This is a genomic window from Aeromonas sp. A600620 (genome assembly GCF_029479985.1).
Lineage (GTDB): Bacteria > Pseudomonadota > Gammaproteobacteria > Enterobacterales > Aeromonadaceae > Aeromonas > Aeromonas veronii_A.
This window is the reverse complement of sequence record NZ_JAAKXB010000007.1, coordinates 1-15,312: the sequence shown is the minus strand read 5'-3', so window position 1 is coordinate 15,312 and position 15,312 is coordinate 1. Positions and strand designations below refer to the sequence as shown.

Below are 15,312 nucleotides of genomic sequence, written 5' to 3'. Positions count from 1 at the left end.
TTTTTTTCCGCCTTTTATAGCTTATTCCTCCACTTTCTTTTGTCCGCGGGTCTGAACTTCCTGGGTCAGCAGAGCGATGAACTCTTCAACAGGATAAGTGCCCAGGTCAGCCCCTTTACGAGTCCGTACTGCAATCTTACCGGCTTCAACTTCTTTATCGCCGCAGACCAGCATGAAAGGTACTCGCTTCAAAGTATGCTCGCGGATTTTAAAGCCAATCTTCTCATTTCTCAAGTCCGCTTTTGCGCGAAGGCCCGCATCATTCAATGCTTTGGCTACTTTCACCGCATAATCGGCCTGATTGTCCGTGATATTCATGACCACAGCCTGAGTCGGAGCCAACCAGGTCGGGAACAGACCGGCGTACTCTTCAGTCAGAATACCGATGAAGCGCTCGATAGAACCCAAGATGGCCCGGTGGATCATCACAGGTACATGACGATCGTTGTTTTCGCCCACATAAGTGGCACCCAGACGACCAGGCAGGGCAAAGTCGAGCTGCACGGTACCACATTGCCACGCACGATCAAGGCAATCGTGCAGGGTAAATTCAATTTTTGGACCGTAGAACGCCCCTTCACCCGGCTGCAAATCGTACTTCAGACCGTTGAGCTCCAGCGCTTCGGCCAGCGCTTTCTCGGCGCGATCCCACATCTCGTCAGAGCCGATACGCTGCTCGGGACGAGTGGAGAGCTTGACCACGATGTTCTCGAAGCCAAAGGTACCGTAGACGTCATAGACCATACGAATACAGCCGGAGACCTCTTCCATGATCTGCTCTTCGGTACAGAAGATGTGAGCGTCATCCTGAGTGAAACCGCGCACCCGCATCAGACCGTGCAGGGAACCGGACGGCTCGTTGCGGTGGCAGGAACCAAACTCGGCCATCCGCAGCGGCAGATCGCGGTAGGACTTCAGACCCTGGTTGAAGATCTGGACGTGACCCGGGCAGTTCATCGGCTTGATGGCGTACTCGCGGTTTTCGGACTGGGTGGTGAACATGGCCTGGGCATACTTCTCCCAGTGACCTGAACGCTCCCACAGGACGCGGTCCATCATGAACGGACCTTTCACTTCCTGATAGTCGTACTCTTTGAGCTTGCCGCGGATAAAGGTTTCCAGCTCACGGAAGATGGTCCAGCCATCGTTGTGCCAGAACACCATACCGGGTGCTTCTTCCTGCATGTGATACAGGTCGAGCTGCTTGCCGATCTTGCGGTGGTCGCGCTTGGCGGCCTCTTCCAGACGCTGCAGATAAGCCTTGAGCTGCTTCTTGTCAGCCCAGGCAGTACCGTAGATACGCTGCAGCATCTTGTTGTTGGAGTCGCCACGCCAGTAGGCGCCGGACATCTTCAGCAACTTGAAGTGGTGGCAGTGACGCATGTTGGGCACGTGCGGGCCGCGACACATGTCGATGTACTCTTCGTGATGATAGAGACCTGGCTGGTCATCACGGGCAATGTTCTGATCCAGGATTTCGACTTTGTAAGACTCGCCGCGCGCCTCGAATACATCGCGCGCTTCTTGCCAGGAGACTTTCTTCTTGATGACGTCGTAATCCTTGGCTACCAGCGCCAGCATGCGCTCTTCCAGGGCAGCCAGATCTTCATCGGTCAGGGTACGGTCAAGATCAACGTCATAGTAGAAGCCGTTGTCGATGACAGGACCGATGGCCATCTTGGTCTGGGGCCAGAGTTGCTTGATAGCATGACCCAGCAAGTGAGCGCAGGAGTGGCGCAGGATGTCCAGACCTTCTTCGTCTTTGGCGGTGATGATGGCCAGCGCAGCATCGGCTTCGATCAGCTCGCATGCATCCACCAGTTCACCGTTTACCCGACCGGCAATGCACGCCTTGGCGAGACCGGGACCGATGTCCGCAGCCACATCCATGACGGAAACAGAGTGGGCAAATTGACGTTGGCTGCCGTCAGGCAGAGTAATGATTGGCATTATGTGTTTCCTTATACAGTGGTGACCCCTACCAAAGGTCACATGCGGGATGGAAAAGAGATTCAAAAAGGTGATGTTCTGGTTCTCCACAGCACTTTGCGAAGACGGCCTGACACGCAAACAGCATGTCTAACATGACAAACCAAGCCAAAACGGCCCCCATGCTACCAGAAGTCGGGCGTGCTGTATCGGATTTGCAGATATTTTCTACAGTCAAATGAGTCGCCTACCGACTATTCGCCAAGCAGGGATTGCCAGTTGAAGTCAAAGTCACTGCTCCCCTCCTCTGCCAGCGCCAGCTCTTGCAGCACCTGAAGCGCCAGCTTGTTGCCCTTTTGTGCCGCCTGATAGAGCCACTGTTTCGCCTGAGCCAGATCGACCCTGCCGCTGACCCCCATCAGATGAAGCACACCGACTTTCAGCATGGCCGGGACATCACCATTGCGGGCAGCCTGCTCCATCCAGTGAAAGGCTTGGCGCAGATCTCGCTTGACCCCGACACCGCGCAGATAGAGCTCTGCCAGCCGATATTGGCCGAAGGGATCTCCTGCCTGCGCCGACTGGCGATAGAGGCTGATGGCCTGATGGATATCCTGCTCGCTCCCCTGCCCCACCTCATGACTCCAGCCCATCAGGGCTTGCGCCCGAGGTTGGCCTTGATCGGCCAGTGGCGACCAGATCCGGGTCGCCTCATCAAAGTGACCGGTACGCCAGGCACGGTTGGCGGCAGCCATCTCCTGCTCGGTGGAGAGCGGAAGCAGACGCCAGATAACCAGCGCAAACAGACCGATAAACAGCCAACGGGAAGTGGTGGGGCTCATGATGATTTCCGTGATCCAGTTCTCATTTCGTCTATGTAAACGAAATGTAGCGTTGCGATCAAGCAAGAGATCCCTACGACAACCCTTTTTGCACCCGGTCGATCAGCAGTTGTTGTCATTTATCCGGGGTACCTGCAAAATAACTGTATGTATAAACAGTGTCGGTGCACACCATGGCAGGACGAGGCAGCCCCAACAATATCGATCACCGTTTTAGCGGCCCCCTTGTCGAAGCGGTCGATGACGGCTGGCAATCGTCCGATTGGGATGCCGCCTTCACTTCTTCTGTGCCTGGCACCGAAGTGCGGGAGATCGATGCACGCAGTATCATCAGCTACAACAGCTCGCCGGATGTCCCCTTTGGTCGCTCCATCAACCCCTATCAGGGGTGCGAACACGGCTGCATCTACTGCTATGCCAGACCCAGTCACGCCTATCTGGAACTCTCCCCTGGTCTTGATTTCGAGAGCAAGCTGTTTGCTAAACGCAATGCAGCCGATCTGCTGCGTCGGGAGTTTGCCAAACCGGCCTATCAGCCACAGACCATCTTCATTGGCGCCAATACCGACCCCTATCAACCCATCGAGCAGCGCTATCGCCTCACCCGGCAGTTGCTGGAAGTGATGCTGGCCCACCGCCATCCGGTCGGACTCATTACCAAGAGCGCCATGATCTTGCGCGACCTCGATCTGTTGACCGAGCTGGCCAGAGAGGGACTGTGTCAGGTGATGGTATCGGTGACGACCTTGAACGAAACCCTGCGGCGACAGCTGGAGCCCCGCGCCAGCACGGGCACCGGCCGCTTGAAAGTGATCGAAAAGCTGGCCAACGCTGGTATACAGGTGGGGGTATTGGCCGCCCCCATGATCCCGCGGCTCAATGAGCCGGAGCTGGAGCAGATCATCAAATCGGCTGCCGAGGCTGGCGCCAGCTGCGCCGATTACATTCTGCTGCGCCTGCCCCACGAGCTGGCGCCGCTATTTGGTGACTGGCTCGATACCCACTATCCGGGCCAGAAGGAGGCTATTTTGAATCAGTTGCGAGCCAGCCGCGGTGGCGGGCTCAACAGTACCGCCTTCGGTACCCGCATGCGCGGTGAGGGGCACTTTGCCGATCTGCTGGCCCAGCGCTTTCGCCTTATCAGCAAACGACTTGATCTGGGCAAACGCCATATTCAGCTCAGGCTGGATGGGTTTATCCGCCCCGGGGAGCAGCTGTCGCTCTTCTAATCCCCCTGCTCACGCCCTTCACGCATCAGGCACAGAGCCCTTGCCTGCCAAGAGGTCGAGAGGAAGATATGCCGCGATACATCCTGTGGAAAACCCGCTTTCCTAATTTTCCAAATTGGCCAACGAAGTAGCCATGTCGCCACAAGATCGCGCAATCCGGTAAAGGCTGTGTTAGCGCCTTAGCCTGCGCGCTGATCCCGACCCTGCTGCACCATTTCAACCGGTAGTCGCGAGAGTTCATGAGCCACTTCGTGCTCATCCTCTTCATACAGCGGCACCTCTGACTCGCCCCATACCCGGCTCCACCAAATTTCCCACGTGATCCAACTGGTCATATGCAGCTCCTGACGGTGAAGGTGATGGCAACAACGCACCACTCGCCTGGCAGGATAGCGGCTGGGAATGACAGGGAAATGACAAAAAAATCACTTGTAAAAAGCAACTGGCGGTGGCGAGGAAAAGCCGAAACAGTTCACATATTCGGCGAAATCATACTGAAAGCGGTCACAAATCTGCAGGTTGTTGATTGCAGCTCACTCTGTTCCCGCCAAAGCTGAGTTGCCCATTCAGGCATCTATAAAAACAGGGACACAATAATGAAACACACAGCGGGAATATGGGCGATCGCAGGCATGCTGATCGCCCCCTTGGCGCACGCCGACGTCATACTGCACGCCTTCAACTGGAAGTACAGTGAAGTGACCGCCAAAGCCGATCTTATCAAGTCAGCCGGTTACAAACAGGTACTCATCTCACCACCTCTCAAGTCATCAGGCAACGAGTGGTGGGCCCGTTACCAACCCCAGGATCTGCGCCTTGTCGACTCCCCCCTTGGCAACAAGCAGGATCTCGAGCAGCTGATCGCCGCCATGAAGGCGCGGGGTATCGCCGTCTACGCCGATGTGGTGCTCAATCACATGGCCAACGAAAGCTGGAAGCGCAGCGATCTCAACTATCCCGGCAACGAGCTGCTGCAGAGCTACGCCAGCAACCCCAGCTACTTCGAGCGCCAAAAACTGTTTGGCGATCTGGGGCAAAACCTCCTCTCCGGTCAGGATTTTCATCCGGAAGGGTGTATCACCGACTGGAACAATCCGGGCCATGTCCAGTACTGGCGGCTGTGTGGTGGACCCGGTGACAAGGGCTTGCCGGATCTTGACCCCAACAACTGGGTGGTGAGCCAGCAGCAGGCCTACCTGCAGGCACTCAAGGGGATGGGGATCAAAGGCTTTCGGGTCGATGCGGTCAAGCACATGAGTGATTACCAGATCAATGCCATATTCACTCCCGAAATCAAACAGGGGATGCACGTCTTTGGTGAGGTGATCACCACGGGGGGCGCCGGCAACAGCGACTATGAAAACTTCCTCAAGCCCTACCTCGACAGTAGCGGTCAGGGCGCCTATGACTTCCCGCTCTTTGCTTCCCTGCGCGGCGCCTTCAGTTACGGTGGCAGCATGAACCTGCTGGCCGATCCGGGTGCTTATGGTCAGGCACTGCCTGGCAGCCGTGCGGTCACCTTCGCGGTCACCCACGACATCCCCACCAATGACGGCTTCCGCTACCAGATCCTGAACCAGACAGACGAGTCGCTGGCCTATGCCTACCTGCTCGGGCGCGATGGTGGCTCGCCACTGGTCTACTCCGATCATGGCGAAACCCGAGACAAGGATGGCTTGCGCTGGCAGGACTACTACCTGCGCGCCGATCTCAAGGGAATGATCCGCTTCCACAATGCGGTTCAGGGCCAACCGATGCAGCTGATCGGCAGCGACAACTGCTTCGTACTGTTCAAACGGGGCAAGCAGGGACTGGTTGGCATCAACAAATGCGGGCAGGAGCAGGAGTACTGGCTCGATACCACCAAGTACGAGATGAACTGGTATCGCAACTACCGGGATGTGCTCGATCAGAATGCGGTGGTCAATGTGCAGAGCCAGTGGGTACGGCTGGCGATCCCTGCTCGCAGCGCCAGAATGTGGCTGCAGGAGTAATGATGATGCCCCGACATCTCGGGCCAAAGTGAAGAAAACATCCAAACGAAGAAAATAAAAGAGCGACCGCAAGGTCGCTCTTTTTATCTGCTGCAGCAAGGGGGGAACGATTACTCGTCGCCCGCCTCGCCATCAACGGAACTGGCGGCGTCTGCTGCGGTATCAGTGCCTTCGGACACCTCACCCTCAGCAACCACTGCATCGTTTTCGTCTTCATCGCTTTCGGCGATGCGCTGCAAACCGACTACGGTTTCGTCTTCACCGGTACGGATCAGACGCACACCACCGGTGTTGCGACCGATAATGCTCACCTCGGCCACACGGGTACGCACCAGAGTGCCGCCGTTGGTGATCAGCATGATCTGATCGGTCTCTTCAACCTGGATGGCATCGATGACCTTGCCGTTGCGATCGTCCACCTTGATGGAGATAACGCCCTGGGTACCACGACTCTTGGTCGGGTACTCGTCGAGTGCGGTACGCTTGCCGTAACCGTTCTCGGTAGCGGTGAGGATGGCACCTTCGCCGCGCGGAACGATAAGGGAAACCACCTTGTCGCCAGCGGCCAGCTTGATACCACGGACACCGGCGGCGGTACGGCCCATCGGACGCACGCCCTTGAAGGTACCCTTGCTTTCGGTGCCTTCACCGTTGTCGCTGCCATCATCATCATTGCCGGCATCGTCGTCGGTTTCGACCTCATCGCTGGCATCCGCATCGGCGCGACCGCTGCCTTCGGCGAAGCGAACAACCTTGCCCGCATCGGAGAAGAGCATGATCTCGTTGCTGCCGTCGGTGATATCCACCCCGATCAGCTCATCACCCTCTTTGAGGTTGATAGCACGAATACCGGAGGAGAGCGGACGGCTGAAGTCGGAGAGGCTGGTCTTCTTCACGGTACCGTTGGCGGTCGCGAAGAAGACATACTTCTCGGCATCATACTCCTTGACCGGCAGAATGGCGGTGATGCGCTCACCCTCTTCCAGCGGCAACAGGTTGATGATCGGACGACCACGGGCGCCACGGGACGCTTCCGGCAGCTGGTAAACCTTGAGCCAGTAGACCTTGCCGCGGGTAGAGAAGCACAGAATGGTGTCGTGGGTGTTGGCCACCAGCAGACGCTCGACGAAGTCCTCTTCCTTGATCCGGGTCGCGGACTTGCCCTTGCCGCCACGGCGCTGGGCTTCGTAATCGGAGAGCGGCTGATACTTCACGTAACCCTGGTGGGACAGAGTCACCACCACGTCTTCCGGAGTGATCAGGTCTTCGATGTTGATCTCGGCACTGGACATGCTGATTTCGGTACGACGCTCGTCGCCATACTGGTCGCGCACGGCCAGCAGCTCATCGCGGATCACTTCCATCAGACGAACCGGGCTCGCCAGGATGTGCAGCAGCTCGGCGATGAGATCCAGCAGCTCCTGATACTCTTCCAGGATCTTCTCGTGCTCAAGGCCGGTCAGCTTGTGCAGACGCAGGTCAAGGATGGCCTGTGCCTGCTGCTCGGTCAGGTAGTAGTAACCGTCGCGAATGCCGAACTCGGGCTCCAGCCACTCGGGGCGAGCCGCGTCGTCACCGGCTTTTTCCAGCATGGCAGCCACGTTGCCGAGCTCCCAGCCCTTGGCAACCAGGCCCGCTTTCGCATCAGCCGGGGTGGCACTGTGACGGATCAGTTCGATAACCGGATCGATGTTGGCCAGCGCAACCGCCAGACCTTCAAGGATGTGCGCCCGATCCCGCGCCTTGCGCAGTTCGAACACGGTCCGGCGGGTCACCACTTCGCGGCGGTGCAGCAGGAACGCATCCAAGATCTCTTTAAGGTTCATCACCTTGGGCTGGTTGTTATCGAGCGCCACCATGTTGATGCCGAACGTGGTCTGCATCTGGGTGTGCTTGTAGAGATTGTTCAGCACAATCTCGCCGGACTCGCCGCGCTTGATCTCGATAACGATACGCATACCGTCCTTGTCGGACTCGTCGCGCAGGGCACTGATGCCTTCGATCTTTTTGTCTTTGACCAGCTCGGCGATCTTCTCGATCAGACGCGCCTTGTTCACCTGATAGGGAATTTCGTGAACGATGATGGTCTCGCGACTGGTCTTTTCGTCCACTTCCACTTCAGCCTTGGCCCGCACATAGATGGAGCCACGACCGGTACGGTACGCCTGCACGATACCGGAACGACCGTTGATAATGCCGCCGGTGGGGAAATCCGGGCCGGTGATGTAGGTCATCAGCTCGTCAATGGTGAGGTCGCCGTTTTCGATCAGCGCCAGGCAGCCATTGACAATCTCGGTGAGGTTGTGAGGCGGAATGTTGGTCGCCATGCCCACCGCAATACCGGAGGAGCCGTTGACCAGCAGATTGGGAACCTTGGTGGGCATGACAGCCGGGATCATCTCGGTGCCGTCATAGTTCGGCACCCAGTCCACGGTCTCTTTGTCCAGATCGGCCAGCAGCTCGTGGGAGATGCGTGCCATCCGCACTTCGGTGTAACGCATGGCCGCGGCGCTGTCGCCATCGACCGAACCGAAGTTGCCCTGACCATCGACCAGCATGTAGCGCATGGAGAAATCCTGCGCCATCCGGACGATGGTGTCATACACAGCGCTATCGCCGTGCGGGTGATATTTACCGATTACGTCACCGACCACACGGGCCGATTTTTTATAGGGCTTGTTCCAGTCGTTCCCCAGCTCGTTCATTGCATACAGAACGCGGCGGTGAACCGGTTTCAAGCCATCACGCACATCCGGCAGAGCTCGTCCTACGATCACGCTCATGGCGTAATCAAGATAGGAACTCTTGAGCTCTTCTTCGATGTTGACCGGCGTGATCTCTCTGGCCAGATCGCTCATAGAAAGCCTTAATCCCTAATTAGTTGTTCTTTGGCTTAAACAGCGCGACATGGTAACACACCAAGGCGGATTCCTTAAGCCACAAATCGGGCTGGTTTGACAAAGTCCGTCCGTTATAATGCCCGCCAGGACAATAGATTGCGCGCGAGTCACCCGCTCTGCGCGCCCTGCCACAGGATCTTCGATAAATGAACAGTGACGCCAATGTCGACCTGACCGAAATCGCCAAATTTGAAGCCATCGCCTCTCGCTGGTGGGACATGGAGGGCGAGTTCAAGCCCCTGCACCAGATCAATCCGGTGCGCCTTGACTGGATAACCAACAAGAGCGGCGGCCTGTTTGGCAAGCGCGTGCTCGACATCGGCTGTGGCGGCGGCATCCTCGCCGAGAGCATGGCGCGCCGCGGGGCACAGGTCACCGGTATCGACATGGGCAAGGAGCCCCTTGGCGTCGCCCGCCTGCACGCCCTGGAGCAGGGGGTCGAGCTCGAGTACCGCCAGATCACTGCCGAAGCCCATGCCGCCGAAGTACCGGGCCAGTATGACGTGGTCACCTGCATGGAGATGCTGGAGCATGTGCCGGACCCCGCCTCCGTGCTGCGCGCCATCGCTACCCTGGTGCGCCCGGGCGGCCGGGTGTTCGTCTCCACCATCAACCGCAACCCCAAATCCTATCTGATGATGATCATCGGGGCCGAATACCTGATGAAGATGGTGCCCAAGGGTACCCACGATCACAAAAAATTCATCACCCCGGCCGAACTGTGTCGCATGGGGGAAGCAGCTGGCCTGCTGGTGCGGGACATGAGCGGCGTCCACTACGCCCCCCTCACCAACCAGTTCAAGCTCGGCAAAAATGTCGACGTCAACTATATGGTGGAGTTTGTCCGCCCGGAGCACGGTTGATGAGCTCCTCTCACCTGCTGCCTCTTCGTTGCGTGCTGTTCGATCTGGATGGCACCCTGCTCGACACAGCCCCGGATCTGGGGGCCGCCGTCAATCACGTGCTGATAAGCGAAGGCTTTGCACCGCTTTCTGACGAGATCATTCGCCAGACCACCTCCCACGGCGCCCTCGGGCTGCTCAGGGCGGGGCTGGGTGACGATCTGCTGGAAGAGCTGGGGGCCACCCGCCTGCGCAATGCCCTGCTCGACTACTACGCTGCCAATCTCTGCGTTGGTACCCGCCCCTATGAGGGGATGGTGGATCTCATCGAGTGGCTCGACGAGAAGCAGCTGCCCTGGGGTATCGTCACCAACAAGCCGGCCTTTCTCACCGAGCCGCTGCTAGCTGCTCTGCCAGTGCTCGCCAACTGCGGCGTCACCGTCAGCGCCGATACCCTGCCGGTACGCAAACCCGACCCTGCCCCCATGTATTTTGCCTGCGAGAAGCTGGGGGTCGAGGCAGCTCACTGCCTCTATGTGGGGGATCATGTGCGCGACATCGAAGCGGGCCGCAACGCCGGCATGCGCACTGCGGTCGCTGGCTGGGGCTATCTCAATGATGAGGAAGATCCTGCCCAATGGGGCGCCGACCTGCACTTTGATACCGTGCAGGCGCTGCACCACTGGCTGCGCTACGAGCTGGGCTGAAACTACCGGTCGTGACGTTGCAAGAGTTGGGGCATCAAAGGTTGATGCCCTTTTTTACGGCCTTCTCCTGTCCCCGACAGCTAACGAGAAGAGAGCGTAGGTGGATCACCAAGGCAACTTTAACTGTCACAAAGAGTCCATATGACAACCTTGCTCCCGTTTCGCTGAGGCAACTGTCACAAGCAGACCGAGAAAGTGCGCTTCACATTTTGCAGTGACAACCGAGCGCTGGACAGCTTTTGTCCCTTGTTGGGCAAGGGATAATCAGCAGGCGTTTGCTAGTAAAAAGGCCCCCTTTTCGCAAGCAAAAAAAGTTATTTAAATTTTCCATCTTCGATCGGGAGGCTTGCATTTGACGAAGCGGACGAATGAAAACCCGCTCACTGTGAGCAACCACTAACAGAGACAACAACACCCACAATTTATCCACAGCAAGCCAGTTATCCACACATTGCAATGCGCAGTCGACCTCACTATCTTGTAGCTCGACATCAAAATAACACTATATCTTGTGATTCATCGCACAATAGTTACCCAACAACTGCACCGGCCCGTTCTCCTGTGACCGCCAGCAGCCGGGTGGCGTGCGATGGTTTTTCGGGAATCAACTAAAGGTCATCAGCCAATGAACTTGTTTGTGACGAAGCGTAACGGACACAAAGAACCCATCGATCTGGATAAAATTCACCGCGTGCTGGACTGGGCCGCCGAGGGTCTCGACAACGTGTCGGTCTCCCAGGTAGAGCTCAAGTCCCACATCCAGTTCTATGACGGTATCCGTACCGCCGACATTCACGAAACCATTATCAAGGCAACGGCTGACCTGATCTCCGAGCAGACTCCGGACTACCAGTACATGGCAGCCCGTCTGGCCATCTTCCACCTGCGCAAGAAGGCCTACGGCCAGTTCGAACCGCCCCACCTCTACCAGCACGTGGCTCGTCTGGTCGACATGGGCAAGTACGACAAACACCTGCTGGAAGACTACACCCAGGCAGAGTTCGAAGAGCTGAACGCGCACATGGATCACTGGCGCGACATGAACTTCTCCTATGCAGCGGTCAAGCAGCTGGAAGGCAAGTATCTGGTACAAAACCGTGTCACCGGCGAGATCTACGAGAGCCCGCAGTTCCTCTACATCCTGGTAGCGGCATGCCTCTTCTCCAAGTATCCGAAAGATACCCGTCTGGACTACATCAAGCGCTTCTATGATGCGGTCTCGACCTTCAAGATCTCCCTGCCGACCCCGATCATGAGCGGCGTGCGCACCCCGACCCGTCAGTTCAGCTCCTGCGTACTGATCGAGTGCGACGACAGCCTGGATTCCATCAACGCCACCGCCAGCTCCATCGTGCGTTATGTCTCCCAGCGCGCCGGTATCGGCATCAACGCCGGTCGCATCCGCGGTCTAGGCAGCCCCATCCGTGGTGGCGAAGCGTTCCACACCGGTTGCATCCCCTTCTACAAATACTTCCAGACTGCCGTGAAGTGCTGCTCCCAGGGCGGCGTGCGCGGCGGTGCGGCCACCCTGTTCTACCCGCTGTGGCACACCGAAGTGGAAAGCCTGCTGGTGCTGAAGAACAACCGCGGCGTGGAAGAGAACCGTGTCCGTCACATGGACTACGGCGTGCAGATCAACAAGCTGATGTACCAGCGCCTCATCAAGGGCGGTGACATCACCCTGTTCTCCCCGTCCGATGCGCCGGGTCTGTACGATGCCTTCTTTGCCGATCAGGACAAGTTTGAAGAGCTCTACGTCAAGTACGAGCAGGATCCGGCCATTCGCAAGAAGACCCTCAAGGCAGTCGATCTCTTCTCCCTGATGATGCAGGAGCGTGCCGGTACCGGTCGCATCTACATCCAGAACGTCGATCACTGCAACACCCACAGCCCGTTTGATCCGAGCGTAGCGCCGGTACGCCAGTCCAACCTCTGCCTCGAGATTGCGCTGCCGACCAAGCCGCTCAACAACATTGACGACGAGAACGGCGAGATCGCCCTGTGCACCCTCTCCGCCTTCAACCTGGGTGCCATCGACAAGCTGGAAGATCTGGAAGAGATGGCCGATCTGGCCGTACGCGCTCTCGATGCCCTGCTCGACTATCAGGACTACCCGATTACCGCCGCCAAGCGTGGCAGCATGGGTCGCCGTACTCTGGGGATCGGCGTCATCAACTACGCCTACTACTTGGCCAAGAACGGTGCCCGCTACTCTGACGGCTCCGGTCTGGCGCTGACTCACCGCACCTTCGAGGCGATCCAGTACTACCTGCTGAAAGCCTCCGTGCAGCTGGCCCGCGAATTCGGCCCCTGCCCGCTGTTTGGCGAGACCACCTATGCCCAGGGCATCCTGCCGATCGACACCTACAAGAAGGATCTGGATGCGCTGTGCAACGAGCCGCTGCATCTGGATTGGGAAAGCCTGCGTGAAGAGATCAAATCCGTGGGGCTGCGCAACTCCACCCTGACCGCCCTGATGCCGAGCGAGACCTCCAGCCAGATCTCCAACGCCACCAACGGCATCGAGCCGCCGCGCGGTCTGGTGTCGGTCAAGGCCTCCAAGGACGGCATTCTCAAACAGGTGGTGCCCGAGTATGATCGCCTGAAAGATCAATACGAACTGCTCTGGAAGCAACCGAGCGTTGACGGCTACCTGCAGCTGGTCGGTATCATGCAGAAGTTTGTGGATCAGGCGATCTCCGCCAACACAAACTACGACCCGGCCCGTTTCGAAGGCAACAAGGTGCCGATGAAGCAGCTGCTGAAGGACTTGCTGACCGCCTACAAATACGGCCTCAAGACCCTCTACTATCACAACACCCGTGATGGTGCGGACGATGCCCAGACCGATCTGCAAGATGACGGTTGCGCTGGCGGGGCTTGCAAAATCTAAGTCACGGCAAGATCTGATAACCGGGCGGGAGCGACAAGCTCCCGCTCTCCTGTTTTCTCCATACAGACATTCTGGTAACCATGGCCTATTCAACTTTCTGCCAAACCCAAAACGACCAGCTCAAAGAGCCGATGTTTTTTGGCCAATCGGTCAACGTAGCCCGTTATGACCAGCAAAAGCACGAAGTGTTCGAGCGGCTGATCGAAAAACAACTCTCCTTCTTCTGGCGCCCGGAAGAGGTGGATGTCTCCCGTGATCGTATCGACTATCAGGCCCTGCCCCCCCACGAGCAGCACATCTTCATCTCCAACCTGAAGTACCAGACCCTGCTGGACTCCATTCAGGGTCGCAGCCCCAACGTGGCACTGCTGCCGCTTGTCTCCATTCCGGAGCTGGAAACTTGGATCGAGACCTGGGCGTTCTCCGAGACCATCCACTCTCGCTCCTACACCCATATCATCCGCAACATCGTCAACACTCCCGCCCAGGTGTTTGACGACATCGTGACCAACGAGCAGATCCTCAAACGCGCTGGCTCCATCAGCCACTTCTACGACGACCTGATCGAAGCGACCGCCCTCTACAACCTGCACGGTGAAGGAACCCACACCGTTGCTGGCCGCGAGGTGACCATCACCTTGCGTGAGCTCAAGAAGAAGCTCTATCTGTGCCTGATGAGCGTCAACGCGCTGGAAGCGATCCGCTTCTACGTCAGCTTCGCCTGCTCCTTTGCCTTTGCCGAGCGCGAGCTGATGGAGGGCAACGCCAAGATCATCAAGATGATCGCCCGCGATGAGGCACTGCACCTGACCGGGACCCAGCACATGCTGAACCTGATGCGCAGCGGTCAGGACGACCTCGAGATGGCCGAGATCGCCGCCGAGTGCGAACAGGCCTGCTTCGAGCTGTTCAAAGAGGCAGCCATTCAGGAGAAAGAGTGGGCCGAGTACCTGTTCCAGGGCGGCTCCATGATCGGCCTGAACAAGGACATTCTCTGCCAGTACGTCGAGTACATCACCAACCTGCGGATGGCCGCCGTCGGTCTGCAGCCAGCCTTTGCCGGCACCAAGCAGAACCCGATCCCCTGGATCAACACCTGGCTCTCCTCCGACAACGTGCAGGTCGCCCCGCAAGAGGTAGAGGTAAGCTCCTATCTGGTGGGTCAGATCGATAGCGAAGTGAATGCTGAAGACCTGGGTGATTTCGAGCTGTGAGTGACGCCACCAACACGCTGACACCTGCCCCGCACTCGCCTGCCGAACAGCAGGCGGTGCAGGCACCACGGGTACATACCCGGGATGGTGCCGTGCTGCACGCCCATCCCGGCGAAAGTGTGTTGGAGACCCTGGAGCGCCATGGTCATCATGTGGAGTTCCAGTGTCGCAGCGGCTATTGCGGCGCCTGCCGCACTCCGCTGATGGCTGGCAAGGTGCACTACCCCAATGTGCCGCTGGCATTTGTCGCCCAGGGGGAGTGCCTCCCCTGCTGCTGCACACCGGTCGGCGCCATCCGGCTGGATATCCAGAAGAGCTGACGCAGCCACAGACTGGCAACTCGCACAAAATAGAAAGCCGCCGGAGCAATCCGGCGGCTTTTTTGTCTCTTCTGTCCCGTCCTGAATATGGTTTACACCTTTCCCCCCAATAAATGGAGAACCCGATGGGACAAGGTGTGAAACGGACACAGCGCGATTACTCGCTGACTTTTAAACTGGCACTGGTCGAGCAGATTGAAAAAGGCGAGCTCACCTACAAACAGGCTCAGGTGCGTTATGGCATTCAGGGCCATTCCACCGTTCTGGTATGGTTGCGTAAACATGGTCGGCAAGATTGGAGCCAGGGGGCTTCTGTACGTGCCGGCAGGAGCATCACCATGCCTGACCCCGACAACCAGACGCCCGAACAGCGCATCAAGGAACTCGAGCAACAGCTGGCGCTGATGAGCCAGAAGGCCCAGTTCTTTGAGGCCGTCGTCGA

Annotated in this window: 11 protein-coding genes and 1 pseudogene; 8 read left to right on the top strand and 4 right to left on the bottom strand. The window is 57.9% G+C overall.

Going from position 1 to position 15,312, the window contains the following annotated elements:
• Positions 1–21 precede the first annotated feature (21 nt).
• Positions 22–1,950, bottom strand: a complete 1,929-nt coding sequence (thrS, locus tag G5533_RS10535; protein ID WP_005336690.1) for a threonine--tRNA ligase — start codon at positions 1,948–1,950, stop codon at positions 22–24.
• Between the two features lie 233 nt (positions 1,951–2,183).
• Positions 2,184–2,771 (bottom strand): tetratricopeptide repeat protein, encoded by a 588-nt coding sequence (locus G5533_RS10530; RefSeq protein ID WP_227342860.1) that lies wholly within the window; start codon positions 2,769–2,771, stop codon positions 2,184–2,186.
• A gap of 173 nt (positions 2,772–2,944) precedes the next feature.
• On the opposite strand from G5533_RS10530, the gene G5533_RS10525 reads away from it, so the two are divergent.
• Complete coding sequence (locus G5533_RS10525; protein WP_005336693.1) at positions 2,945–4,000, top strand: PA0069 family radical SAM protein; 1,056 nt, start codon at positions 2,945–2,947, stop codon at positions 3,998–4,000.
• A gap of 179 nt (positions 4,001–4,179) precedes the next feature.
• On the opposite strand, the gene G5533_RS10520 is transcribed toward G5533_RS10525, so the two are convergent.
• Positions 4,180–4,335: a hypothetical protein gene (locus tag G5533_RS10520; RefSeq protein ID WP_441254774.1), complete on the bottom strand. Its 156-nt coding sequence runs from the start codon at positions 4,333–4,335 to the stop codon at positions 4,180–4,182.
• Positions 4,336–4,596: 261 nt separating this feature from the next.
• Here G5533_RS10520 and G5533_RS10515 point away from each other — a divergent pair, with 261 nt between their 5' ends.
• Positions 4,597–5,994, top strand: a complete 1,398-nt coding sequence (locus G5533_RS10515; RefSeq protein WP_441254773.1) for an alpha-amylase family protein — start codon at positions 4,597–4,599, stop codon at positions 5,992–5,994.
• A gap of 110 nt (positions 5,995–6,104) precedes the next feature.
• Here G5533_RS10515 and gyrA read toward each other — a convergent pair whose 3' ends face one another.
• Positions 6,105–8,852, bottom strand: a complete 2,748-nt coding sequence (gene gyrA / locus G5533_RS10510; RefSeq protein WP_441254772.1) for a DNA topoisomerase (ATP-hydrolyzing) subunit A — start codon at positions 8,850–8,852, stop codon at positions 6,105–6,107.
• Between the two features lie 188 nt (positions 8,853–9,040).
• Here gyrA and ubiG point away from each other — a divergent pair, with 188 nt between their 5' ends.
• From ubiG to G5533_RS10480, 6 genes and pseudogenes are all read left to right on the top strand, one after another.
• Complete coding sequence (ubiG, locus tag G5533_RS10505) at positions 9,041–9,757, top strand: bifunctional 2-polyprenyl-6-hydroxyphenol methylase/3-demethylubiquinol 3-O-methyltransferase UbiG (protein ID WP_441254771.1); 717 nt, start codon at positions 9,041–9,043, stop codon at positions 9,755–9,757.
• The gene (locus G5533_RS10500; protein ID WP_441254770.1) at positions 9,757–10,443 is read left to right on the top strand and encodes an HAD family hydrolase; all 687 of its coding nucleotides are present in this window, start codon (positions 9,757–9,759) and stop codon (positions 10,441–10,443) included. Before ubiG ends, G5533_RS10500 begins: the two co-directional genes overlap by 1 nt.
• Before the next feature lie 625 nt (positions 10,444–11,068).
• Complete coding sequence (gene nrdA, locus G5533_RS10495) at positions 11,069–13,336, top strand: class 1a ribonucleoside-diphosphate reductase subunit alpha (protein WP_182925442.1); 2,268 nt, start codon at positions 11,069–11,071, stop codon at positions 13,334–13,336.
• Positions 13,337–13,416: 80 nt separating this feature from the next.
• Positions 13,417–14,550 carry a class Ia ribonucleoside-diphosphate reductase subunit beta gene (nrdB, locus tag G5533_RS10490; protein ID WP_441254769.1) on the top strand — a complete coding sequence of 378 codons (1,134 nt, stop codon included), beginning with the start codon at positions 13,417–13,419 and terminating at the stop codon, positions 14,548–14,550.
• Positions 14,547–14,870, top strand: a complete 324-nt coding sequence (gene yfaE, locus G5533_RS10485; RefSeq protein WP_441254768.1) for a class I ribonucleotide reductase maintenance protein YfaE — start codon at positions 14,547–14,549, stop codon at positions 14,868–14,870. Before nrdB ends, yfaE begins: the two co-directional genes overlap by 4 nt.
• Before the next feature lie 125 nt (positions 14,871–14,995).
• A pseudogene (locus G5533_RS10480) lies at positions 14,996–15,312 on the top strand (IS3 family transposase); the annotation flags it as partial.

Coding starts and splice junctions, on each gene's coding strand:
- G5533_RS10515 (WP_441254773.1), top strand. CDS start 4,597: ATGAAACACACAGCGGGAATATGGGCGATCGCAGGCATGCTGATCGCC.
- G5533_RS10525 (WP_005336693.1), top strand. CDS start 2,945: ATGGCAGGACGAGGCAGCCCCAACAATATCGATCACCGTTTTAGCGGC.
- thrS (WP_005336690.1), bottom strand. CDS start 1,950: ATGCCAATCATTACTCTGCCTGACGGCAGCCAACGTCAATTTGCCCAC.
- nrdA (WP_182925442.1), top strand. CDS start 11,069: ATGAACTTGTTTGTGACGAAGCGTAACGGACACAAAGAACCCATCGAT.
- ubiG (WP_441254771.1), top strand. CDS start 9,041: ATGAACAGTGACGCCAATGTCGACCTGACCGAAATCGCCAAATTTGAA.
- G5533_RS10500 (WP_441254770.1), top strand. CDS start 9,757: ATGAGCTCCTCTCACCTGCTGCCTCTTCGTTGCGTGCTGTTCGATCTG.
- G5533_RS10530 (WP_227342860.1), bottom strand. CDS start 2,771: ATGAGCCCCACCACTTCCCGTTGGCTGTTTATCGGTCTGTTTGCGCTG.
- nrdB (WP_441254769.1), top strand. CDS start 13,417: ATGGCCTATTCAACTTTCTGCCAAACCCAAAACGACCAGCTCAAAGAG.
- gyrA (WP_441254772.1), bottom strand. CDS start 8,852: ATGAGCGATCTGGCCAGAGAGATCACGCCGGTCAACATCGAAGAAGAG.
- G5533_RS10520 (WP_441254774.1), bottom strand. CDS start 4,335: ATGACCAGTTGGATCACGTGGGAAATTTGGTGGAGCCGGGTATGGGGC.